Annotated in this window: 17 protein-coding genes, 2 rRNA genes and 1 pseudogene (1 of these 20 running past the window's edge); 14 read left to right on the top strand and 6 right to left on the bottom strand. The window is 66.3% G+C overall.

Going from position 1 to position 22803, the window contains the following annotated elements; genetic code table 11:
• Window positions 1-20: 20 nt before the first annotated feature.
• Window positions 21-1052: an adenosine deaminase gene (locus AC1PQG_RS00115; RefSeq protein ID WP_481120664.1), complete on the bottom strand. Its 1032-nt coding sequence runs from the start codon at window positions 1050-1052 to the stop codon at window positions 21-23.
• A 171-nt stretch (window positions 1053-1223) separates the two neighbouring features.
• On the opposite strand from AC1PQG_RS00115, the gene AC1PQG_RS00110 reads away from it, so the two are divergent.
• Window positions 1224-1838 (top strand): PEP-CTERM sorting domain-containing protein, encoded by a 615-nt coding sequence (locus AC1PQG_RS00110; protein ID WP_481120663.1) that lies wholly within the window; start codon window positions 1224-1226, stop codon window positions 1836-1838.
• A gap of 60 nt (window positions 1839-1898) precedes the next feature.
• Here AC1PQG_RS00110 and AC1PQG_RS00105 read toward each other — a convergent pair whose 3' ends face one another.
• Entirely contained in the window at window positions 1899-2978 is a 1080-nt protein-coding gene (locus AC1PQG_RS00105; protein ID WP_481120662.1) for a BMP family ABC transporter substrate-binding protein, read from the bottom strand.
• Window positions 2979-3140: 162 nt separating this feature from the next.
• On the opposite strand from AC1PQG_RS00105, the gene AC1PQG_RS00100 reads away from it, so the two are divergent.
• Window positions 3141-3629 carry a nucleoside deaminase gene (locus AC1PQG_RS00100; RefSeq protein ID WP_481120661.1) on the top strand — a complete coding sequence of 163 codons (489 nt, stop codon included), beginning with the start codon at window positions 3141-3143 and terminating at the stop codon, window positions 3627-3629.
• A 62-nt stretch (window positions 3630-3691) separates the two neighbouring features.
• Here the strand turns inward: AC1PQG_RS00100 and ccoG are convergent, their stop codons facing one another.
• Window positions 3692-5104: a cytochrome c oxidase accessory protein CcoG gene (gene ccoG / locus AC1PQG_RS00095; protein ID WP_481120660.1), complete on the bottom strand. Its 1413-nt coding sequence runs from the start codon at window positions 5102-5104 to the stop codon at window positions 3692-3694.
• A gap of 116 nt (window positions 5105-5220) precedes the next feature.
• Here ccoG and AC1PQG_RS00090 point away from each other — a divergent pair, with 116 nt between their 5' ends.
• The 3 genes and pseudogenes from AC1PQG_RS00090 to AC1PQG_RS00080 all read left to right on the top strand — a co-directional run bounded on the left by AC1PQG_RS00090 (window position 5221) and on the right by AC1PQG_RS00080 (window position 6887).
• Window positions 5221-5685: an RrF2 family transcriptional regulator gene (locus AC1PQG_RS00090; protein ID WP_481120659.1), complete on the top strand. Its 465-nt coding sequence runs from the start codon at window positions 5221-5223 to the stop codon at window positions 5683-5685.
• Window positions 5686-5792: 107 nt separating this feature from the next.
• Window positions 5793-6479 (top strand): annotated as a pseudogene (locus AC1PQG_RS00085) (methyl-accepting chemotaxis protein); the annotation flags it as partial.
• Window positions 6471-6887 carry a CZB domain-containing protein gene (locus AC1PQG_RS00080; RefSeq protein WP_481122946.1) on the top strand — a complete coding sequence of 139 codons (417 nt, stop codon included), beginning with the start codon at window positions 6471-6473 and terminating at the stop codon, window positions 6885-6887. The pseudogene AC1PQG_RS00085 and the gene AC1PQG_RS00080, both read left to right, overlap by 9 nt.
• Before the next feature lie 11 nt (window positions 6888-6898).
• Here AC1PQG_RS00080 and AC1PQG_RS00075 read toward each other — a convergent pair whose 3' ends face one another.
• Complete coding sequence (locus tag AC1PQG_RS00075) at window positions 6899-7717, bottom strand: class I SAM-dependent methyltransferase (protein ID WP_481120658.1); 819 nt, start codon at window positions 7715-7717, stop codon at window positions 6899-6901.
• A 177-nt stretch (window positions 7718-7894) separates the two neighbouring features.
• On the opposite strand from AC1PQG_RS00075, the gene xdhA reads away from it, so the two are divergent.
• From xdhA to guaD, 9 genes are read left to right on the top strand one after another with little or no spacing between them, the layout of a single operon-like run.
• Window positions 7895-9367, top strand: coding sequence for a xanthine dehydrogenase small subunit (xdhA, locus tag AC1PQG_RS00070; protein WP_481120657.1), 1473 nt, complete (start codon window positions 7895-7897; stop codon window positions 9365-9367).
• Window positions 9364-11691, top strand: a complete 2328-nt coding sequence (gene xdhB, locus AC1PQG_RS00065) for a xanthine dehydrogenase molybdopterin binding subunit (protein WP_481120656.1) — start codon at window positions 9364-9366, stop codon at window positions 11689-11691. The genes xdhA and xdhB overlap by 4 nt, the downstream gene beginning before the upstream one ends.
• A 37-nt stretch (window positions 11692-11728) precedes the next feature.
• Window positions 11729-12745 (top strand): xanthine dehydrogenase accessory protein XdhC, encoded by a 1017-nt coding sequence (gene xdhC / locus AC1PQG_RS00060; protein WP_481120655.1) that lies wholly within the window; start codon window positions 11729-11731, stop codon window positions 12743-12745.
• On the top strand, window positions 12742-14310 hold the full coding sequence (locus tag AC1PQG_RS00055) for an ABC transporter ATP-binding protein (protein ID WP_481120654.1): 1569 nt from the start codon (window positions 12742-12744) through the stop codon (window positions 14308-14310). Before xdhC ends, AC1PQG_RS00055 begins: the two co-directional genes overlap by 4 nt.
• A complete protein-coding gene (locus tag AC1PQG_RS00050; RefSeq protein WP_481120653.1) occupies window positions 14297-15367 on the top strand; it encodes an ABC transporter permease in 1071 nt (356 codons plus the stop codon). Before AC1PQG_RS00055 ends, AC1PQG_RS00050 begins: the two co-directional genes overlap by 14 nt.
• 10 nt (window positions 15368-15377) lie before the next feature.
• Window positions 15378-16298: an ABC transporter permease gene (locus AC1PQG_RS00045; RefSeq protein ID WP_481120652.1), complete on the top strand. Its 921-nt coding sequence runs from the start codon at window positions 15378-15380 to the stop codon at window positions 16296-16298.
• A complete protein-coding gene (locus tag AC1PQG_RS00040) occupies window positions 16286-16915 on the top strand; it encodes a hypothetical protein (RefSeq protein ID WP_481120651.1) in 630 nt (209 codons plus the stop codon). Before AC1PQG_RS00045 ends, AC1PQG_RS00040 begins: the two co-directional genes overlap by 13 nt.
• 29 nt (window positions 16916-16944) lie before the next feature.
• Complete coding sequence (locus AC1PQG_RS00035) at window positions 16945-18306, top strand: 8-oxoguanine deaminase (RefSeq protein WP_481120650.1); 1362 nt, start codon at window positions 16945-16947, stop codon at window positions 18304-18306.
• Window positions 18303-19646, top strand: a complete 1344-nt coding sequence (guaD, locus tag AC1PQG_RS00030; protein WP_481120649.1) for a guanine deaminase — start codon at window positions 18303-18305, stop codon at window positions 19644-19646. Before AC1PQG_RS00035 ends, guaD begins: the two co-directional genes overlap by 4 nt.
• Before the next feature lie 102 nt (window positions 19647-19748).
• On the opposite strand, the gene rrf is transcribed toward guaD, so the two are convergent.
• Both rrf and AC1PQG_RS00020 read right to left on the bottom strand, forming a co-directional pair.
• Window positions 19749-19861, bottom strand: a 5S ribosomal RNA gene (gene rrf / locus AC1PQG_RS00025).
• Between the two features lie 117 nt (window positions 19862-19978).
• Window positions 19979-22803, bottom strand: a 23S ribosomal RNA gene (locus tag AC1PQG_RS00020) (it continues 60 nt past the right edge of the window).

Raw genomic sequence — 22803 nt, 5'->3', positions numbered from 1 at the left:
ACGACGGAGCCCCGCCAGCCTCAGTGCGACATACCGGCCGCGGCGAAATGGGCATCCAGCCTGGCAATCCAGCCGGCCTTCTCTTCTTCCGTCGCAAAACTCGCCTCGAAGCTGTTGCGCGCCAGCCGGTACCAGGTGGCGGCGTCGAAATGGAAGGCGTCGTGCACCGCGCGGATGTTGGCGTTGAGGTAGCCGCCGAAATAAGCCGGGTCGTCGCTGTTGAGCATCGCCTTGGCGCCGGCGGCGAGCAGGCGCGGCAGGCTGTGCTCGCGCATGTCCTTGAACACGCACAGGCGCGTGTTGGACAGCGGGCAGACGGTCAGCGGAATGCCTTCCCTGGCCAGGCGGGCCAGCACCGCGGGGTCGTCCACCGCCCGCACGCCGTGGTCGATGCGCCGGGCGCCGAGCAGGTCGAGGGCTTCGGTGATGTATTCCGGCGGGCCTTCCTCGCCGGCGTGGGCGACCACCGGCTTGCCCAGTTCGCGGCAGCGGGCGAACAGGCGCACGAACTTGGACGGCGGGTGGCCGCGCTCGGACGAATCCAGGCCGAAACCGTGGATGCGCGCCAGGTAGGGCTCGGCCTCGGCCAGCGTGGCCAGGCATTCGTCCTCGCTGAGGTGGCGCAGGAAACACAGGATCAGGCGCCCCGAGATGCCCCAGCGCCGCGCCCCTTCGGCCAGCCCGTCGTCGAGGCCGTCGAGCACGGTGGCGAAGGGAATGCCGCGGGCGGTGTGGGTCTGCGGGTCGAAGAAGATCTCGGCGTGGATCACGCCATCCGCCGCGGCCCGTTCCAGGTAGGCCAGCATCAGGTCGCGGAAATCCTCGCGGGTGCGCAGCACGTCGGCGCAGGCGTAGTACAGGTCGAGAAAGCTCTGCAGGCTGTCGAAGGCGTATGCCGCCTTCAGTGCGGCCTCATCGGCGTAGGGCAGCGCGATGCCGTTGCGGCGGGCCAGCGCAAAGGCCAGCTCGGGTTCGAGAGTGCCCTCGATGTGGACGTGCAGCTCGGCCTTGGGCATGCCAAGGGCCAGGGAGAGGGCGTCGCTGGCGGTCATGATCATTTCTCCACAACAGGAACGGTTCAATCGAGATGCGGCGGCCGAGTGACCGGGACGGGTAATCGGAAGCGCCCCCGTCAATTCATAAGGCATACACTGCACAACCCCAATTGCATAGACAAGTCGTGCACATGGGACTGCAATTACCTAACCATTCGGGGACTCACCATGCATAGATTCACGCTTCGCCGTGCCATCGCAGGCCTCGGTCTGCTGGTTCTCGCCACGTTCAGCCATGCCGCCACCTACAACTTCCATCAGGCAGGTTACTCCAGCGGGGGCGAAGTGAGTGGCTACTTCAACGGAACGGATTTGAACGGCGACGGCTATATCAATGGCGCCAACGGGGAAATCGACGACTTTCAGCTGTCCTTCTCCGGCAATGCCGCGGTCAGTGCCTTCAACATCGATTACAACGATTTCCTGCAGACTCTGGCCATCGGCTGGGGACTGGTCTATAGGCTTGGTTCGACGACGATCGGCACCGAGCTGAACGGCTTTGCCGACGGCATGCTGCTGGTGTTCAACTTCGACAGCTTCGGCAATCCACTGGATTCGATCTCGGCCGTGCCCATCTCGAACGGCTTGTCCGCCCCAGCGGCACCGGGCATGTTCGGCATCGCTGCGGTGGACATCTTCGGTACCGCCTCCGACAGCAACGGCAATCTGGACATGGCCTTCGCACCGATGACCCTGTCGTCACTGAACGTACCTGAGCCCGGCAGCCTGGCCCTGGCCGCATTGGGCGGCGCCGGCCTGCTGGCCCGGCGGCGACGGAACTGAACGATGCGGCGTGCTGCAAGGGACAGAGCGAGCCCCTTGCCGCACGCCGACGCGAAGGCCTTACTTCGGGATCGAGCCTTCCACGCCTTCCACGTAGAAATTCATCTTGCGCAGGTCCGGGTCGCCCATGGTCTTGGCGGCGGCCAGCACTTCCTTGCCGTCCTGGCCCTTTAGCGGGCCGGTGAAGGGATGCAGCTTGCCGGCCTTGATCGCGTCGCGGCGCTCCTCGGCGAGCTTCTTCACATCGGCCGGCACGGCCGGGCCGAAGGACTCGATGTTCACCGCGCCCTCCTTCACACCCCACCAGATATCGCCGGACTTCCAGGTACCGTCGAGCACGTCACTGACGGCCTTGGTGTAGATCACGTCCCAGTGCAGCACCGAGGCCGCCAGGTGGGCCTTGCCGCCGAACTTGGTCATGTCGGAATCCCAGCCGAAGGCCAGCACGCCCTTCTCCTGGGCGGCCTGCACGACGGCCGGCGAGTCGGTGTTCTGCATCAGCACGTCGGAGCCCTGGGCGATCAGGGTCAGCGCGGCCTCGCGTTCCTTGCCCGGGTCGAACCAGCTGTTCACCCAGATCGCGCGGGTGGTGGCCTTCGGATTGACGCTGCGGGCGCCGAGGGTGAAGGCGTTGATGTTGCGGATCACCTCGGGGATGGGGATGGATGCCACCACGCCGAGCTTGCCGGTCTTGCTCATCTTGCCGGCCACCACGCCGAGCATGTAGGCGCCTTCATAGGTACGCACGTCGTAGACGCCCAGGTTGGGGGCCGTCTTGTAGCCGGTGGCATGCATGAACTTGGTGTTCGGGAAGGCTTTGGCGACCTTCACCTCCTGGTTCATGTAGCCGAAGGAGGTGCCGAAGATGATCTTGTAGCCCTGCTGGGCCAGGTCGCGGAAGACCCGCTCGGCGTCGGCGGTTTCCGGCACGTTCTCGACGAAGGTGGTCTTCACCTTGTCGCCGAACTTGGCGTCCACGGCCTTGCGGCCCTGGTCATGGGAAAAGGTCCAGCCGTGGTCGCCGGTCGGGCCGATGTACACGAAGCCGATCTTGGCGGGGTCGGCGGCGAAGGCCTGGCTGGCCAGCCCCAGTGTCACGAAGACACAGGTGGCGGCGGTCTTGAAGCGGGACAGGGACATGGGGGCAATCTCCGTGGGCAGGGTTGTGCGTCGTGGGAGCCACTGTAACAACCGGACCACCGCGAACCCATCCCGGTTCCGTTATGACCGGTATATGGTTCGACGCAGAAAGCGGCCCGCGGCGGCGGCCATAATCCGGCCACCTTCCAACGGAGCACGAGCATGTCCTTTCCCACGTCCCAGGACGAACATTTCCTGCGTTACGCCATCGAGCTGTCCCGCCGGGTGCGCGACAGCGGCAAGCACCCCTTCGCCGCATTGGTCGTCGATGCTGCCGGGACTATCGTCGCAGAGGCCGGCAACGATTCCCTGCCCCCCGACGGCGATCCGACCCGCCACGCCGAGCTGGTCGCCGCGGCGCTGGCGGCGCGCCGCCTGACGCCGGAAGAGCTGGCCAAGGCCACGCTGTATTCCAGCGCCGAGCCCTGCGCGATGTGCGCCGGCGCGATCTACTGGTGCGGCATCGGCCGCGTGGTGTATGCGCTGTCGGAGCACGCGCTGCTCGGCCTCACCGGCGACCACCCGGAGAACCCGACCTTTTCGCTGCCGTGCCGCGAGGTGTTCGCCCGCGGCCAGCGCCGCATCGAGGTGCATGGGCCGTGGCTGGAGGCCGAGGCGGCCGCCCCCCACGCCGGCTTCTGGAAACGCTGAAGCCGGCCGCAGGGTATTTCAAGGAAACGGCGAACCGCCCCACGTTTCCTCCCGCCCGGCACTCAAGGCAGCCAGAACTTGGCCGGCTCGTCGATGCGCACGTCGGGCGCCGCGTTGTCGGTGAGGACGAAGTGCATCGGCTTCGAGCCGTGCTGGTTCTCCACCGCGTCCGGCGCGACCCGCACAGTGACCGTCACCGCCGTGCTGGCGGCACCCGGCACCTTGACCTGCACCGGCGCAGCCAGGCGGATGCCGTCGATGCCGGCCACCCCGACGGTGTAGCTGCGCTCGGTCTCGCTGGTGCTGATCAGCTGGAGCTGGAAGACGTTCTCGATACTGCCGTCGTCCGCCTCGCGGGCCATCACGCCGCGGTCGCGCACCACGTCCACCTTCAGCGGCGGGCGGGTCAGCAGCGACCAGCCGGTGGCTACGGTGAGGGTCAGGAACACCGCCGAGTAGATCAGCGTACGTGGCCGGAAGGCGCGCTTCACGATGTCCTTGCGCACCAAGCCTTCTTTCAGCGCGTTCTCCGTCGAATAGCGGATCAGCCCGCGCGGATAGCTCATCTTGTCCATCACCTGGTCGCAGGCGTCGATGCACGCCGCACAGCCGATGCACTCCACCTGCAAGCCGTTGCGGATGTCGATGCCGGTCGGGCAGACCTGGACGCAGATGCCGCAATCGACGCAGTCGCCGAGGCCCTGCTGGCGTGGATCGGCCTTCTTCGAGCGGCTGCCGCGGGGGTCGCCGCGCTGCTCGTCGTAGGTGATGATCAGCGTATCGGAGTCGAACATCACGAACTGGAAGCGGGCGTAGGGGCAGATGTACTTGCACATTTGCTCGCGCAGGAAGCCGGCGTTGCCGTAGGTGGCGGCGCCGTAGAACAGTATCCAGAAGATCTCCGCGCCGGTCATCGACACGCTGAGCGCCTCGTGGCCGAGGTCCTGGATGGGCGTGAAGTAGCCGACGAAGGTGAAGCCGGTCCATAGGGACAGCACCAGCCAGATCGTGTGCTTGGCCGTCTTGCGGCCAAACTTGGCGGCGCTCATCGGCGCGGCGTCGAGCTTCATGCGCTGCTGGCGATCACCTTCGATCTGCTTCTCGATCCACAGGAAGATCTCCGTATAGACCGTCTGCGGGCAGGTGTAGCCACACCACAATCGCCCGGCCACCGCGGTGAACAGGAACAGGGCCAGCGCCGACAGCACCAGCAGCAGCGCCAGGTAGATGGTGTCCTGCGGCCACAGGACCAGGTCGAACAGGTAGAAGCGGCGCGCGTCCAGGTCGAACAGCACGGCCTGCCGGCCGTGCCACGGCAGCCAGCACAGGCCGTAGAAGATCAGCTGGGTCAGGGCCACGAAACCCCAGCGCCAACGCTGGAAGAAACCCTGGATGGAACGGGGATAGACCTTCGGCTCCGCCTTGAACAGCGGCTGAATCGGGATGACGCGTTGGGGTTGGGGCTGATCGGACATGAATATAACCGGCGCCTTATAAAGATGTATGTTCAGTGCCTCTTTATGCTAACAACCGCTTGGGCGATAATCAACATCCTGCGTACATCTTTTGAATCACCCTTCGGAAAACACCGATGCGACTCAGCACCTTCACCGACTACTGCCTGCGCACGCTGATGTACGTGGGCGCGGAACGCGAGCGCCTGGTGACCATCGGGGAGATCGCCCAGGCCCACGGCATCTCCGAGAACCACCTGATGAAAGTGGCCCACCACCTGTCGCGCAGCGGCTTCATCGACACCCAGCGCGGCAAGGGCGGCGGCATGCGGCTGGCCCGCGATCCGGGCAAGATCGTCCTCGGCGACGTGATCCGCCAGACCGAGACCGACTTCGCGCTGGTCGAGTGCATGGGCGACGCGTCTTCCTGCCGCCTCGGCGGGGACTGCGAACTGCAGGGCATCCTGCAGGAAGCCCTCGCCGCGCTGCTCAAGGTGATGGACGGCTACACGCTGGCCGACCTCATCAAGCGCGGGCCCCGCGGCGAATGGCAGACGATCCGCCTGTTTCCGCCCGCCGCCCCCGCCACCGGCGACGCCTGAGGCCGCGCGCAGCATCCGCAATCTCCGCACTGCCTTGATGCGGATCAAGGCCTGCGACGCAATACCCGATCAAATTACTCAACATTACCCCTCAGGAAACACACTCCATGCTCGGTTCGAAAACCCGGCGCGAACTGGCCGTCGCCCTCGCCGATAACGCCGCCCTCAAGGCCCAGAACCAGGCCCTGCGCGACGAACTGGCCGACCTGCAGCGACGCCTGGCCAATGCCGAGGCGGATGGACAGCAACTCGCCGCACGCCAGACCCTGCTCGACGGCGTGGTCGGCAACATCCCGCGTTTCGGCGAGTCCCTGGCCGGCATCCGCCAGTCCTTCGCCGGCCTGTCGGAACAGCTCGGTGAAGACCGGGCCGCGGCGCAAACAGCCGCCAGCGAGTCCGACTCCAACCGGACTGCCTTCGAGAAGATCACCGGCAACCTGCGCACGATGTTCGAACGCATCCAGGCCGCCGGCCACAGCGTCGAGGGCTTGTCCCAGCGGGCCACGGAAATCGGCGGCATCGTCCGGTTGATCCGCGAGATCGCCGAGCAGACCAACCTGCTGGCACTCAACGCGGCCATCGAGGCGGCGCGGGCCGGTGAAGCCGGGCGCGGCTTCGCGGTGGTGGCCGACGAAGTGCGCAAGCTGGCCGAACGCACCGCCAAGGCCACCACCGAGATCGGCGGCCTGGTCACCGGCATCCAGGCCGAAACCAGCGAGGCGCGCAAGATCATGGAGATCGGTGCCGGCGACGCGGCCAGCCACGGCGCCGACAGCGAAACGGCGATGCACAGCATGCAGCGCCTGTTCGAGCTGTCCCGCCACATGCAGGACAGCATCGCCACCTCGTCGCAGCTGGCCAACGCCGAACTGGCCAACATCGAGGAGCTGACCCTCAAGCTGGAGGTGTACAAGGTGCTGCTGGGCCTCTCCGATCTGCAGCCACGCGACCTCCCCGACGAGACCCAGTGCCGCCTCGGCCGCTGGTACTACGAGGGCGAGGGACGCACGGAATTCTCGCGCCTGCCCGGCTACCGGGACATGGAAGCGCCCCACAAGGCGGTGCACGATCACGCCCGCCGCGCCGTCGAGCGCTACCGCAGCGGCGACTTCAGCGGCGCCCTCGACGCCCTCGGCCGCATGGAGGAAGCCAACCTGACAGTGATGGCCGGCATGGAGCGCATCCTGCGCGGGCGCGGCTGAACCCACGGGCCTCAGTGCTCGATGGTCACCACATGCGCCTGGATCTTGCCTTCCAGCGGCCCAGCGCCGAAACGGGCCCGCAGGGCCTCGGCGCTGACCCGCATGGCGGCCTCCAGCCTGCCCGGATCGCGCGCCTCGATCTCGTTGCGTAACGGCGTACCCTGACAGAAGGCCAGCGCGAGCGCTTCCGCCGACTCGGCGCGGCCGCGCTCGACCCGGGTCTCGAAGCGAATCGGCGCGGTGAAGCCAGCTTGACGAATATCGTCCTCGATGCGCTGGCGGTCGTGATAACCGTGGGGAGTCCGCGCCATGAAACGCGGCGGATCATCCGGAAACAGCGTGGCCAGCGCGTCTGTCACGCAATCGGTGAATTCGTTGTCGGCGAGCCGATCCCAGACGCTGAAGATCAACACGCCGCCGGCCTTGAGTACCCGCCGTATCTCACCTAGCGCCTGCGCCTTGTCGGGAAAGAACATCACTCCGAACTGGCAGACGACCGCATCGAAGGCGCCATCGCCGAAGGGTAGTTGGGCCGCGTCCGCCTGCTGCCAGGCCACCGGCCGCGGTGTGCCGATGCGGCCCGCCTCGTCGAGCATGGCCTGGTTCAGGTCGGTGGCGACGATGGCGACGTCGGCCGGCAGCGCCGCGGCCAGCGCCCGAGTCACCACCCCGGTTCCCGCGGCCACCTCCAGCACCCGGCCCAGGTCGCGCCCGCGCAGACGGCCGGCCAGGTCCTCCGCGTAAGGCGCGAAGATCACCGGCACCAGATGCGTCTGGTACAGGTGCGGAATCGAACCGGCAAACTGCTTGTCCAAAGCAGGATTGAGCATGATCCATCCTCCAGCCACACAACTGTTTTTGACTGGCCGGGGCACCGGGGGTTCGGAGCACCTGCGCGCTCATTCAGCTTTGCCCATATTCCGTATACGCCGGCACCGGCAGCAGGGCAGCGCGCCATGTGTTAACTTGAAATCATCCCGGTACGCCGGCATGCACGAGTCAGCACCATGAGCGAACGTTCCATCCAGTTCTACTTCCGCGGCGAAATCCGGCAGATCGCCGATGCGCCACCGACGCGTACGGCGCTGCAGTTCCTGCGCGAGGACGCCCACGCCACCGGCACCAAGGAAGGCTGCGCGGAAGGCGACTGTGGCGCCTGTACGGTGGTGCTTGGCGAGAGCATCGGCGGCGAGCTGCAGCTGCGCGCCGTCAATGCGTGCATCCAGTTCCTGCCCACCCTCGACGGCAAAGCCTTGTTCACCGTCGAGGATCTGGCCGGCATCAACGGTCTCGGCATCACCGGCTTGCTCCACCCTGTCCAGCAGGCGCTGGTGGATAGCCACGCGTCCCAGTGCGGGTTCTGCACGCCGGGTTTCGCGATGTCCCTGTTCGCCCTCTACGAAAACAACCCGGAATGCCCGGACAAGGCCGCCGTCTGTGACGCGCTGTCCGGCAACCTGTGCCGCTGCACCGGCTACCGGCCCATCGTGGACGCCGTACCGGCTGCCTACGAACAGGCCCGCGTCGGCCTCGACCGGCCGGCGATCCTCGCCGCCCTGGCGCCCCTGGCCGCGCTGCCACCCCTCGACTACCGGGCCGGCGGGCAGCGCTTCCTGGCCCCACGCAGCCTGGCCGAACTGGCCGACGCGCGCCTCTCCGCCCCCGACGCCCGCCTGCTGGCCGGCGGCACCGACGTCGGTCTGTGGGTCACCAAGCAGCTGCGCGAGCTCGGCGACCTGATCTACGTGGGTGCGGTGGCCGAGCTGAAGGTAATCCGCGTCGACGCCGACGGCCTCTTCATCGGCGCCGGCGCCAGCCTCACCGACGCCTTCGACGCCCTCACCGGCTTCGAACCGGCATGGACCGAACTGGCCCGCCGCTTCGCCTCCACGCCGGTGCGCAACGCCGGCACCCTCGGCGGCAACGTGGCCAACGGCTCGCCCATCGGCGACTCGATGCCCGGCCTGATCGCGATGGGCGCGCAGATCGTCCTGCAGCGGGGCGAGCGGGTGCGCCGGCTGGCCCTCGAGGACTTCTACCTCGCCTACCAGAAGACCGCGCTGGAAGCCGGCGAATTCGTGCTGGGGCTGCAGATCCCGCCCCAGCCGGCGGAGCGCCGCTTCCGCACCTGGAAGATCGCCAAGCGCATCGACCAGGACATCTCGGCGGTGTGCGGCGCCTTTGCGCTGAGCGTCGCGGACGGCGTCGTCAACGAGGCGCGCATCGCCTTCGGCGGCATGGCCGCCACGCCACTACGGGCCCGTGCGACCGAGAAGTTCCTGGTCGGCAAGTTGTGGAGCCAGACCACCGTGGCCGCCGCCGCCGACGTGCTCGCCCACGAATACACGCCCCTCGACGACATGCGCGCCTCTGCCGCCTACCGCCGCCAGACAGCCGCCGGCCTGCTGCAGCGCCTGTGGCTGGAGGATGGCGCCGGCGGCGCACCTACGCGCCTGTCCGAGCTGGAGGTGCTGCCGTGAACGCCCCCAACCGCAACCCGCCCCCGGCCGTCGGCGCTGGCCTGCCCCATGAGAGCGCCCATCTGCACGTCACCGGCCGCGCCACCTACGTGGACGACATCCCGGTGCCGGCCGGCACGCTGCACGCCGCCCTGGGCCTGTCGAACATCGCCCACGGGCGCATCAAGCGCCTCGACCTGTCCGCCGTGCGTACCGCCCCCGGCGTGCGGGCGGTGATCACCGCCGACGACATCCCTGGCGAAAACGACTGCGGCCCGGTCAAGCACGACGATCCGATCCTGTGCGACGGCGAGATCCAGTTCCACGGCCAGCCACTGTTCGCCGTCGCCGCCGACAGCCACGAACTGGCCCGCAAGGCGGCCCGGCTGGCGCGCGTCGAGGTGACGCCGCTGCCGGCCCTGCTGAGCGCCGAAGCCGCCGCCGAGGCCGAATCCTGGGTGCTGCCGCCGGTCGAGGTGAGCCGTGGCGACGCCGTCGCGGCCCTGGAGACCGCCCCCCATCGTCTGCGCGGCGAAGTCGAACTCGGCGGCCAGGAACACTTCTACCTGGAAGGCCAGGTAGCCTGCGCGATTCCGCTCGAGGACGAGACGATGCGCGTCCTCACCTCCACCCAGCACCCCACCGAGATGCAGCACATGGTGGCCAGCGCGCTGGGCTGGCGGGTGCATCAGGTCACCGCCGAGTGCCGGCGCATGGGTGGTGGCTTCGGCGGCAAGGAAAGCCAGTCGGCCCAGATCGCCTGTGTCGCCGCGGTGCTGGCCCAGCGCTGCGGACGGCCGGTCAAGCTGCGCCTCGACCGGGACGACGACATGTGCATCACCGGCAAGCGCCACGACTTCCACATCGAGTACGACGTGGGCTTCGACGACGCCGGCCGCATCGCCGGACTCAAGCTGCTGCTGGCCTCCCGCTGCGGATTCTCGGCCGACCTGTCGGGCCCGGTGAACGACCGCGCGATCTTCCACGCCGACAACGCCTACTACCTGGACGCGGTGTCCATCCTGAGCCTGCGCGGGCGCACCCATACGGTATCCAACACCGCCTTCCGCGGCTTCGGCGGCCCGCAGGGCATGTTCGCCATCGAGACGGTCATCGACGACATCGCCCGCCACCTGGGGCTCGACCCGCTGGCCGTGCGCCAGGCCAACTTCTACAGCGACAGCGCCGGCAGCGAGCGCAACGTCACCCACTACGGCATGAAGGTGGAGGACAACATCATCCACCCGCTGGTCGCCCAGCTGGCCGCCAATGCCCATTACGCCGAGCGCCGTGCCGCCATCGACGCCTTCAACGCCAGCAGCCCGCTGCTCAAGAAAGGCCTGGCGCTGACGCCGGTGAAGTTCGGCATCTCCTTCACCGCCACCTTCTACAACCAGGCCGGCGCGCTGGTGCATGTGTACAACGACGGCACCGTGCTGGTCAGCCACGGCGGCACCGAGATGGGCCAGGGCCTGTACACCAAGATCCGCCAGATCGTCGCCGAGGAATTCGGCCTGCCCATCGAAGATGTGCGCCTGTCCTCGACCGACACCAGCCGCGTACCCAACACCTCGGCCACCGCCGCCTCGTCCGGCACCGACCTCAATGGCAAGGCCGCCCAAGCCGCCTGCCAGGCGATCCGCCGGCGCATCGCCGGTTTTGTCGCCGAGCGGCTGGGGGTCAGCGACGAGGCGGTGATCTTCGCCGCCGGCATGGTCAGCGCGCCCGGCTTCGACGCCACTTTCGCCGACGTCGTCGCCGATGCCTACCGGGCCCGCGTGCAGCTGTGGGACGCCGGCTTCTACAAGACCCCGAAGATCCACTACGACCCGGTGACCATGCAGGGCCGGCCGTTCTACTACTTCTCCTACGGCGCCGCGCTGGCCGAGGTGGCCATCGACACCCTCACCGGCGAGAACCGTGTGCTGCGCGTAGACATCCTTCACGACGTGGGGCGCTCCATCAATCCGGCCATCGACATCGGCCAGATCGAAGGCGGCTTCATCCAGGGCATGGGCTGGCTGACCACCGAGGAGCTGGTCTACCAACCCGACGGTCCGCAAGCTGGCCGCCTCGCCACCCACGCCCCCTCCACCTACAAGATCCCGGCGGTGTCCGACCTGCCGCCGGTCTTCAACGTGCGCCTGTTCGACAACGCCAACGTGGAGGACAGCATCCACCGCTCCAAGGCGGTCGGCGAGCCGCCGCTGATGCTGGCCTTCTCGGTCTTCTTCGCGCTGCGCGACGCGGTGGCCGCGGCCCTCGGCCCCGGCGCCCGCCCGCAACTGGACGCGCCGGCCACGCCGGAGGCGATCCTGCGCGCGCTGCACGGAGGGCGCCTGTGATGCCTCCCTTCCCCGCCACGCTACCGGAGATGTCCCCATGAACGACTGGCTCCCCACCCTCGCCGACTGGCTGGCGGCCGGCCAGCCGACGGTCCTCGTCACCGTGGTGCGGGCCGACGGCTCGACACCGCGGGAAGCCGGCGCCACCATGCTGGTCGGACGCAATTCCACCGCCGACACCATCGGCGGCGGCCACCTGGAATGGCTGGCCACCGCCGCCGCCCGCGACCTGCTGGCCAAGGGCGGCCAGCCCCACGTGATGCGCTGCGCCCTCGGCGCCTCCCTCGGCCAGTGCTGCGGCGGGGTGGTGTGGCTGGCGCTGGAGCGCATCGAGGCGCGCGACGCCGCCAGCTGGCAGACCCGTGCTGCAGCCGTCACCGCCGGCCAGACCCTGCAGCGCCGCCTGCTGTCCGGCGACGAAGGCTCCCTGTGGTCCATGAGCACGGATGAACACGGCAAGCGCGACCCGGCTCAGTTCTGGTCCGACGGCGGCCACTGGCAGTTCGAACAGCAGATCCGCAAGACCCAGTTTCCGGTGGTGCTGTTCGGCGCCGGCCACGTCGGCGAGGCCATCGCCCGCGCCCTGGCGCCCCTGGGCGCCCGCATCAGCTGGGTGGACAACCGGGACTCCATCTTCCCCGCCGAGCTGCCGGCCAGTACCGACGCCATCGGCACCGACACACCGACCGCCGAAGTCCGCGCCGCCCCGCCGGGCGCCTACTTCCTGGTGCTGACCCACGACCACGGCCTCGACTTCGAGCTGTGCGAGGCGATCCTGGCCCGCAACGACTTCGCCTTCTTCGGCCTGATCGGCTCGGCCTCCAAGCGCGCCCGCTTCGAACACCGCCTGCTCTCCCGCGGCATCGACCCGTCCCGCCTGCTCGACATGACCTGCCCGATCGGCGTGCCCGGTATCCGCGGCAAGGAGCCCGCCGTCATCGCCGCCTCCGTGGCGGCCCAGTTGCTGCAGGTGCGCGAAGCCCGCCAGGCCGTTGCCGAGGCATCCCGCCCCTTGCGCATCACGCCCTTCCTGCTGTCTGGAGCCCGCCCGTGAGCACACCCCCGCCCCCCTTCAGCGGCCCGCCGGCAGGCACCCCGCGCCTGGAACTCTCGGGCATCACCAAGCGCTACCCGAGCGTGGTCGCCAACGACGGCATCAACCTCAAGGTCGGCCCCGGCGAGATCCACGCCGTGCTCGGCGAGAACGGCGCCGGCAAGAGCACGCTGATGAAGATCATCTACGGCGCCGTGCAGGCCGACGCCGGCCAGATCCAGTGGAACGGCCGCGAGGTGGTCGTCGCCAACCCCGCCGAGGCGCGCCGGCTGGGCATCGGCATGGTGTTCCAGCACTTCTCCCTGTTCGAGACGCTGAGCGTCGTCGAGAACATCGCACTGGCCCTCGACGAGCCCTTCGACCTCAAGGCGCTGGCCATCCGCGTGAAGGAGGTCTCGACCCGCTACGGCCTGCCGCTGGACCCGGACCGCCTGGTGCACAGCCTGTCGGTGGGCGAACGCCAGCGCGTCGAGATCGTGCGCTGCCTGCTGCAGCAGCCCCAACTGCTGATCCTCGACGAGCCCACCTCGGTGCTCACCCCGCAGGCCGTGCAGAAGCTCTTCGAGACCCTGCGCCGGCTGGCCGCCGAGGGCGTCAGCATCCTCTACATCAGCCACAAGCTGCACGAGATCCAGAGCCTGTGCCACAGCGCCACGGTGATGCGCGGCGGCAAGGTCACCGGCACCGCCACCCCGTCGCGGGAGACCCCCGCCAGCCTGGCGCGCATGATGATCGGCCGCGAGCTGCCGGTGTGCGAGGTACCCGCCTACACCGGCATCGCCACCCCGGCGCTGACCGTGAGCAAGCTGTCCCTGGTGCCCGACGATCCCTTCGGCACCCGCCTGCAGGACATCGACCTGGAGGTGCACCGCGGCGAGATCCTCGGCATCGCCGGCATTTCCGGCAACGGCCAGGCCGAGCTGCTGGCCGCCCTGTCCGGCGAAACCACCGGCACGCCGGACTCCGTCAAGCTGGTCGGCCTGCCGGTCGGCCATCTGGACGCCGGCCGCCGCCGCAAGCACGGGCTGGCCTTCGTGCCGGAAGAACGCCTCGGCCGCGGCGCGGTGCCGTCCATGTCGCTGGCCGACAACGCGACCCTCACCGCCCAGCGCCAGGGCCTGGTGAAGAAGGGCTTCCTGCGCCCAAAGGCCGCATGGGACTTCGCCAAGCGCTGCATCGAACGCTTCGACGTGCGCTGCGGCGGCCCCGGCGCGGCTGCGCGCAGCCTGTCCGGTGGCAACCTGCAGAAGTTCATCGTCGGCCGCGAGATCATGCAGCAGCCCATCGCGATGGTCGTCGCCCAACCCACCTGGGGCGTGGACGTCGGCGCCGCCGCCTTCCTGCGCCAGACCCTGATCGACCTGTCCCGCCAGGGCGTGGCGATCCTGGTGATCTCCGAAGAGCTGGAAGAGCTGTTCGAGATCTGCGACCGCATCGCCGTGCTGTCCGAGGGCCGCCTCGGCCCCGCCGTACCGAAAGCCGAGACCAACGCCGAGAAGATCGGCATGCAGATGTCCGGCCTGTTCGCCCCCGCCGACAAGGAACCCGCCCATGCCGCTGCTTGAACCCCGCCCCACGCCGTCGGCGCGGATGCGCCTGCTATCGCCACTGATCGCCATCACCCTGACCCTGGCGGTCGGCTCCCTGCTGTTCCTGGCCCTCGGCAAGAATCCCGTCGAGGCCTTCACGGTGTTCTTCGTCCAGCCCCTGTCGTCGGGCAACGGCTGGAGCGAGCTGATGGTCAAGGCCGGTCCGCTGATCCTCATCGCCCAGGGCCTGGCGATCGGCTTCCGGGCGCGCATCTACAACATCGGCGCAGAAGGCCAGCTGATCGTCGGCGCGCTGGCCGGCGGCGGCGTGGCGATCGCCCTCGACGGCGTGGATGCCTGGTGGGTGCTGCCGCTGATGGTGGTGGCCGGCGCCATCGGCGGCGCGCTGTGGGGCGCCGTCCCGGCGCTGCTGAAAACCCGCTTCAACGCCGAGGAAACCCTCACCACGCTGATGCTCACCTACATCGCCAGCTTCACGCTGTCGTACATGGTGAATGGCCCCTGGCGCGACCCGGAGGGGATGAACTTCCCGCAGTCCATCATGTTCGGCGACCCGGCCCTGTTCAGCCCGTGGTTCGAGGGCATGCGCGTCAATGCATCTATCCTGATCGCCGCCGTCGCATCCATCGCCTTCTGGATCTTCACGTCGCGCAGCTTCCTGGCCTACCAGCTCACCGTCGGCGGCCTGGCCCCGGCGGCGGCCCGCTACGCCGGCTTCTCGGCCCAGCGCACGGTGTGGGTCAGCCTGGTGCTGTCCGGCCTCACCGCCGGCATCGCCGGCGTCGGGGAAGTGGCCGGGCCGGTCGGCCAGCTCAACCTCAACATCTCGCCGGGCTACGGCTTCGCCGCCATCATCGTGGCCTATCTGGGGCGCCTCAACGCAGTGGGCATCGTGCTGGCCGGACTGCTGATGGCCCTGCTCTACCTCGGCGGCGAAGCTGCCCAGGTGGCGTTGCAGCTGCCGGCGGCGATCACCGGCCTGTTCCAGGGCATGTTGCTGTTCTTCCTGCTCGGCGCCGACGTGTTCGTCGATTACCGCCTCAAGCCCCGCCCCAAGCCCGCCTACGCGTAAGGACCCCGCGATGCTCGAACACCTGATCCCCGTCCTCGCCGGCACCCTCGGCGCCGCCACGCCGCTGATCTTCGCCGGCCTCGGCGAACTGGTGGCGGAGCGCACCGGCGTCATCAACCTGGGCGTCGAAGGCATGATGCTGATCGGCGCCATCGCCGGCTTCGCCGCAGCGGCGGACTCCGGCGGCGGTGCGCTGGCCGGGCTACCCGCCGGAGCCGTCGCCGGCATGCTGGCGGCGCTGGTGTTCGCCGTGCTGTCCCTGTCGATGGCCGCCAACCAGGCCGCCTGCGGCCTCGCGCTGACCATCTTCGGCGTCGGCCTGTCGGCCTTCATCGGCCAGCACTACGTGAGCTTCAGCCTGCCCGGCCTGCAGCCGCTGGACATCCCCGGCCTGGTGGATATCCCGGTGCTCGGCCGCATCCTGTTCCACCAGGATCCGGTCACCTACCTGGGCCTCATCACCTTCGCCATCGTCTGGTGGGTGCTCAGAAAAACCCGCCTCGGCCTGGTGCTGAAAGCCGTCGGCGAAGCCCCGGACGCCGCCCACGCGATCGGCTACCCGGTCATCGCCATCCGCTACGGCGCCACGCTGTTCGGCGGCGCGATGGCCGGCATCGCCGGTGCCTACCTGTCCACGGTCTACACGCCGCTGTGGGTGCAGAACATGGTTGCCGGCCGCGGCTGGATCGCCATCGCACTGGTGGTCTTCGCCACCTGGAACCCGACCCGCCTGCTCCTCGGCGCCTGGCTGTTCGGCGGCGTGACGATCCTCCAGTTCCACGCCCAGGGTCTCGGCATCGCGCTGCCGGTGCAGTTCCTGGCCGCCCTGCCCTACCTGGCGACGGTGGTGGTGCTGGTGCTGATCTCGCGGGACAAGCGCTTGTTGCAACTGAATTTGCCGGCTTCGTTGGGGAAGCCATGGATGCCGTAGATGTGGGGTGTGGCTTTTGCCCCGGTGGCGGCCTCCCCGGTAAGCCCGTGCCTTTTCTGAATGGCTTTCCGGTTTTATGGCAGACGGCCCCGTTTCAGGAAAGGTGCAACGGCAGAGGGAGTGAGTTCAGGTTGGACTTGAAACAGTTCGGGTCCCAACTGAACTGTTTCAGCGCCGGGATCCGTGATTTCACCACCAAGGGGAACCGGTTCATCTCGGACGGCAACCCGTTCAGTGCAAAGGTGAGCGAATTCACCTTGGACCTGAACCGGTTCAGCTCCCACCTGAACTTTTTCAGCGCCGAGGTCAGTGATTTCACCGCCGGGGTGAACCTGTTCAGCTCGAACCCGAACAAGTTGTCCTTCGGGGGTAACTGGCTCCCCTCAAAGCCAGGAACAGTTTTCCAACACGCCCCCACAACCACCCCAAGCCCCAGCAAAGGCTCGGTGCCCACAAGCAGCCCGTGCCTCACCGGTCGTCCGCACAGCGGACGACCGGTGAGGCACGGGTCGCCTTCTTTGCCTTCTTTCTTGGCGACGCAAGAAAGAAGGTCGCCCGCCGGGGCGAGTCCCGGCCAACGTAAAGCAAAAAAATGGAAAGCTGTTAATCAGCCCTAACAGAACACCCCGACAGCGCAAAAAAGACGATGAGCAAAACCCTCCTCCTCCACCACGCCGACACCCTCGTCACGATGGACGCGACCCGACGCGAGATCCCCGACGGCGCGGTGTTCATCCGTGACGGCGTCATCGAAGCCGTCGGCCCGAGCGCCGAACTGCCCGCTCACGCCGACGAAGTGCGCGACCTGTCCGGCCGCATCGTGCTGCCCGGCCTGGTGAACACCCACCACCACATGTACCAGAGCCTCACCCGCGCGGTGCCCGGCGCGCAGGATGTGGAGCTGTTCGGCTGGCTGCAGACGCTCTACCCGATGTGGGCCGGGCTGACGCCGGAGATGATCCGGGTGTCCACCCTCACCGCGATGGCCGAGCTGATCCTGTCCGGCTGCACCACCTCGTCGGACCACCTCTACCTCTATCCCAACGGCAGCCGGCTGGACGACAGCATCGAGGCGGCGACACTGATCGGCATGCGCTTCCATGCCTGCCGCGGCAGCATGAGCGTCGGCCGCTCCAAGGGCGGGCTGCCACCGGATGCGCTGGTGGAGGACGAGGCGGCGATCCTCTCCGACAGCCGCCGCCTCATCGAGACCTGGCACGACCCGGCCCGCCACGCGATGCTGCGGATCGCGGTGGCGCCGTGCTCGCCGTTCTCGGTAAGCACCGACCTCATGCGCGAATCCGCCGCGCTCGCGCGCAGCTACGGGGTGTCGATGCATACCCACCTGGCCGAGAACGACAACGACGTGGCCTACAGCCGCGAGCGCTTCGGCATGACGCCGGCCGAGTACGCCGAGAGCCTGGGCTGGGTCGGCCACGACGTGTGGCACGCCCACTGCGTAAAACTCGATGCGGCCGGTATTGCACTGTTCGCCCGCACCGGCACCGGCGTGGCCCACTGCCCGTGCTCCAACATGCGCCTGGCCTCCGGCATCGCACCGATCCTGGCCCTGCGCGCTGCCGGCGTGGCGGTAGGGCTGGGGGTGGACGGCTCGGCCTCCAACGACGGCGCCGACCTGCTCGGCGAGGCCCGCCAGGCCATGCTGCTGGCGCGCGTCGGCCACGGCCCGGCGGCCATGAACGCCCGCCAGGCGCTGGAACTGGCCACCCTCGGCGGCGCCAAGGTGCTCGGCCGCGACGACATCGGCGCGCTGGCACCGGGCATGAGCGCCGACCTGATCGCCTTCCGCAGCGACACCCTGCGCCTCGCCGGCGGCGCGGTGCATGACCCGGTAGCAGCGCTGGTATTCTGCGCACCGGACACGGTGGACCTGAGCCTCATCAATGGCCACTGGGTCGTCGAGAACGGCAAGCTGCAGACGGTAGACCTGCCCGGCATACTCGCTCACCATAACCGCCTAGCCCGACAACTCGCGGAGGCCTTGTGACCCAGCACCAGCCCACCCCCGCCCAGGCGCACGTGCTCGTACGCGGCCAGATCCTGCACTACCTGGCCGACCCCGGCCCCAGCGACGACCCGAGCGCCTGGGAGTTCTTCGACGACGGCGCCCTGTGGGTCGTGGACGGCCACATCCACGCCGCCGGGCCGTGGTCGGCGATCAACGCCAACATGCCGCCCGACGTGCGCCACGCCGCCGTCTTCCACGACCACCGGGACCGCCTGGTGCTGCCGGGCCTGGTGGACACCCACATCCACTACCCACAGGCCGGGGTGATCGGCTCCTTCGGCCGCCAGCTGCTGGACTGGCTCAACGACTACACCTTCCCCGCCGAGGCACGCTTCGCCGACTACGGTGTGGCCGAGCGTACCGCCGGTTTCGTCGTGGAGCGCCTGCTCGCCCACGGCACCACCACCGCGTCGGTGTTCGCCACCGTGCATGCCCATTCGGTGGATGCCTTCTTCGAAGCCGCCGCAGGGCGCAAGCTGCGCATGCTGTGCGGCAAGGTGTTGATGGACCGCAACTGCCCGGACGAGTTGCGCGACGACGCGGTTTCCGGGCGCGCCGACAGCCAGGCCCTGATCGAACGCTGGCACGGCCGCGAGCGCCTGCGCTACACGCTCACGCCGCGCTTCGCGCCGACCTCCACGCCGGAACAGCTGCAGGCCGTCGGTGAACTCTTCGCGGCCCACCCGGACCTGCATCTGCAGACCCACCTGGCCGAGAACCCGGCCGAGATCGCCTGGGTGCGTGAACTCTTCCCCGAGCGCAGCAGCTACCTGGATGTCTACGCCCATTACGGTCTGCTCGGCCCGCGCAGCATCTACGGCCACTGCATCCACCTGTCGCCGGCCGAACGCCGTGAGATGGCCGCCACCGGTGCCGCCGCAGCCTTCTGCCCGACCTCCAACTTCTTCCTCGGCAGCGGCGCCTTCGACTACGCCGCCAGCACCGCCGCAGGGATGCGCGTCGGCCTCGCCAGCGACGTGGGCGGCGGCACCGGCTTCAGCCTGATCCGCACGCTGGGTCAGGCTTACGAGGCCAGCCAGATCCACGCCACACCGCTGTCAGGCATGCGCGGCTGGTACCTCGCCACCCTCGGCGGCGCCCGCGCCCTCTACCTGGACGAACACATCGGCAGCTTCCAGCCCGGCCGCGAGGCGGATTTTGTGGTTCTCGACTGGGCCGCCACGCCGGAACTCGCTTGGCGTATGGACGACACCCGCACGCTGGCCGAACGCCTGTTCGCGCTGATGATCCTCGGCGACGAACGCTGTGTGGTGGCCACCCATGTGCTTGGGGCTGAAGTCACCAGCACGTCTGTCTGAAACGCCGTTGAATCGCGCCTTCTGTGAGAATTTGTTTTTTATTTTTGCCTTTAAACGCCAAAAGCCCCCGCACGATGGAGTGCGAGGGCTTTGATGGGGTAAGTCTGACGATGACCTACTTTCACGCACGGTTGTGCACTATCATCGGCGCGGTCTTGTTTCACGGTCCTGTTCGGGATGGGAAGGGGTGGTTCCAAGACGCTATGGTCGTCAGACTATAACTTGTACCGCTTTCCGCGTTTTCGCGGTTGAAGCGTCAAAGGGAAGAAGTGTTCTTTGGGATGTATGACTGCGCGTTGCGCTTTATTCGTCTTGCATTTTTGCAAGGTTATAGGATCAAGCCTCACGGGCAATTAGTACTGGTTAGCTTAACGCATTACTGCGCTTCCACACCCAGCCTATCAACGTCGTGGTCTTCAACGACCCTTCAGGGGAATCGAGTTCCCAGGGATATCTCATCTTGAGGCGAGTTTCCCGCTTAGATGCTTTCAGCGGTTATCTCTTCCGGATTTAGCTACCCGGCGATGCGACTGGCGTCACAACCGGTACACCAGAGATCCGTCCACTCCGGTCCTCTCGTACTAGGAGCAGGCCCCCTCAAATATCCAGCGCCCACGGCAGATAGGGACCAAACTGTCTCACGACGTTTTAAACCCAGCTCACGTACCACTTTAAATGGCGAACAGCCATACCCTTGGGACCGGCTACAGCCCCAGGATGTGATGAGCCGACATCGAGGTGCCAAACTCCGCCGTCGATGCTGAACTCTTGGGCGGAATCAGCCTGTTATCCCCAGAGTACCTTTTATCCGTTGAGCGATGGCCCTTCCATACAGAACCACCGGATCACTATGACCTGCTTTCGCACCTGCTCGACTTGTCGGTCTCGCAGTCAAGCCACCTTTTGCCATTGCACTATCAGTACGATGTCCGACCGTACCTAGGTGACCTTCGTACTCCTCCGTTACCTTTTGGGAGGAGACCGCCCCAGTCAAACTGCCTACCATGCACGGTCCCCGATCTGGATTCACAGACCTAGGTTAGAACCTCAACGACACCAGGGTGGTATTTCAAGGACGGCTCCTCTGGAACTAGCGTCCCAGTCTCATCGCCTCCCACCTATCCTACACAAGTCCCGTCAAAGTCCAATGCAAAGCTACAGTAAAGGTTCATGGGGTCTTTCCGTCTAGCCGCGGGGAGATTGCATCTTCACAAACACTTCAACTTCGCTGAGTCTCAGGAGGAGACAGTGTGGCCATCGTTACGCCATTCGTGCAGGTCGGAACTTACCCGACAAGGAATTTCGCTACCTTAGGACCGTTATAGTTACGGCCGCCGTTTACCGGGGCTTCGATCAAGAGCTTGCACCCCATCACTTAACCTTCCGGCACCGGGCAGGCGTCACACCCTATACGTCCACTTTCGTGTTTGCAGAGTGCTGTGTTTTTAATAAACAGTCGCAGCCACCGATTCTCTGCGGCCTCTTCGCCCTTCGGATGTACTCCTACAAGCTACCGAGGCATACCTTCTCCCGAAGTTACGGTATCAATTTGCCGAGTTCCTTCTCCTGAGTTCTCTCAAGCGCCTTAGTATCTTCTACCTGCCCACCTGTGTCGGTTTGCGGTACGGTCACTCTATGACTGAAGCTTAGAGGCTTTTCCTGGAAGCAGGGTATCAATCACTTCGGTCTCAAAGAGACCTCGTCGTCACGCCTCAGCTAAGCTCTCCGGATTTGCCTAAAGAGCACGCCTACACGCTTAAACCGGGACGTCCAACACCCGGCTGACCTAACCTTCTCCGTCCCCCCATCGCATCATAGAGCGGTACAGGAATATTGACCTGTTTCCCATCGACTACGCATTTCTGCCTCGCCTTAGGGGCCGACTCACCCTGCGTCGATGAACGTTGCGCAGGAAACCTTGGGCTTTCGGCGAGGGTGCTTTTCACACCCTTTATCGCTACTCATGTCAGCATTCGCACTTCTGATATCTCCAGCATCCTTTACAAGACACCTTCACAGACTTACAGAACGCTCCCCTACCATCTCTTACGAGATCCGCAGCTTCGGTTCATGGCTTGAGCCCCGTTACATCTTCCGCGCAGGACGACTCGACTAGTGAGCTATTACGCTTTCTTTAAAGGGTGGCTGCTTCTAAGCCAACCTCCTAGCTGTCTATGCCTTCCCACCTCGTTTTCCACTTAGCCATGTATTTGGGACCTTAGCTGGCGGTCTGGGTTGTTTCCCTCTTGACGATGGACGTTAGCACCCACCGTCTGTCTCCCGTGTATCACTTTCCGGTATTCGGAGTTTGCTATCGCGGGGTAGATCGCAATGACCCCCCCAACGATTACAGTGCTCTACCCCCGGAAGTGTCCGCACGAGGCACTACCTAAATAGTTTTCGGGGAGAACCAGCTATTTCCAAGTTTGTTTAGCCTTTCACCCCTATCCACAGCTCATCCCCTAATTTTTCAACATTAGTGGGTTCGGACCTCCAGTGCGTGTTACCGCACCTTCATCCTGGCCATGGATAGATCACTTGGTTTCGGGTCTACGCCCAGCAACTAAAATCGCCCTTATCAGACTCGCTTTCGCTACGCCTCCCCTATCCGGTTAAGCTTGCTACTGAACGTAAGTCGCTGACCCATTATACAAAAGGTACGCAGTCACCCCTTGCGAGGCTCCCACTGTTTGTATGCATGCGGTTTCAGGATCTATTTCACTCCCCTCCCGGGGTTCTTTTCGCCTTTCCCTCACGGTACTGGTTCACTATCGGTCGATCACGAGTATTTAGCCTTGGAGGATGGTCCCCCCATCTTCAGACAGGATTTCACGTGTCCCGCCCTACTTGTCGCACGCTCAGACCCGCCGGCTACTTTTCACATACGGGGCTATCACCCACTATGGCCAAGCTTTCCAGCTTGTTCTGTTAAGTAACCGGTTTAGTCGTGCAGGCTCATCCCCGTTCGCTCGCCACTACTTGGGGAATCTCGGTTGATTTCTTTTCCTCGGGGTACTTAGATGTTTCAGTTCTCCCGGTTCGCTTCCACTGACCTATGAATTCAGTCAGGGATACCTCAAAAGAGGTGGGTTTCCCCATTCGGATATCGGGGGATCAAAGCTCCATTGCCAGCTCCCCCCCGCTTTTCGCAGGCTTG

This window comes from Zoogloea sp. GDB6 (assembly GCF_056724105.1).
The sequence above is the reverse complement of the archived record's forward strand: the minus strand, read 5'-3'. Positions and strand labels throughout refer to the sequence as shown.